This is a genomic window from Vibrio sp. 1641 (assembly GCF_033339995.1).
GTDB lineage: Bacteria > Pseudomonadota > Gammaproteobacteria > Enterobacterales > Vibrionaceae > Vibrio > Vibrio alginolyticus.
This window is the reverse complement of the sequence record NZ_JAWOVP010000247.1, coordinates 1-645: the sequence shown is the minus strand read 5'-3', so window position 1 is coordinate 645 and position 645 is coordinate 1. Positions and strand designations below refer to the sequence as shown.

1 protein-coding gene is annotated in these 645 nt (G+C 40.5%); it reads right to left on the bottom strand.

The genetic code is table 11. The annotated features are described in order from the left end of the window. Positions 1 to 34: 34 nt before the first annotated feature. The coding region (locus R7Z47_RS25310; RefSeq protein ID WP_318130824.1) for an immunity 49 family protein at positions 35 to 645 on the bottom strand (611 nt) is incomplete at its 5' end.

The window sequence follows — 645 nt, the reverse complement described above, 5'->3', positions numbered from 1 at the left end:
GGCTTATATACTGAATTTCTATATAAATGATAATTTATCGTGTGATCTTCCCTACTTTTACATCTTCTAGCCAACACCCTTCAACAAGATAAGGAGGAAGCCAACCGGCTTCAACAGATAAACAGTTACCTTTGTCGTACCACATACAAGCCATACCAAGTAGAGGGAAAGAGATGAAAGTTTCTATAGAAATCAAGTCCTCTGGCTTATCGAGCCTCATTTGGTATTTCTCTTGGAAATGTAGGTTTTTAACGAGCACTTCCTCAAAATCATAACCAATATTAGTAGTGAGCGCTGCGAAGGTTTCTAGGATCCCCATCGCAATTTCCAACGCCCAGTTATCCCCTTGAGCTACCGCTGCGTCCATTGCTGCAACCAGCTTATCAGGATAATCCGATGTGCGATTGTGGAACGACTGAATGACGTCTACTAGCATATAAGACAGCTCACCCGCTTTGGTAGAGCTCTGCTTCATTAGAGAAATGGGAAAGCTTGCCAATGCGTCTAAACTTGGTTTATCACGCACAATTGTCGATATAAAATAAATATCAATCCATCTATTAGGATTTATGCACCCCGTTTTTAAAATACCTTCCCCATCCCACTTTACTTCAGGATAGTCGAGAATCTTTATAGTTAATTCAT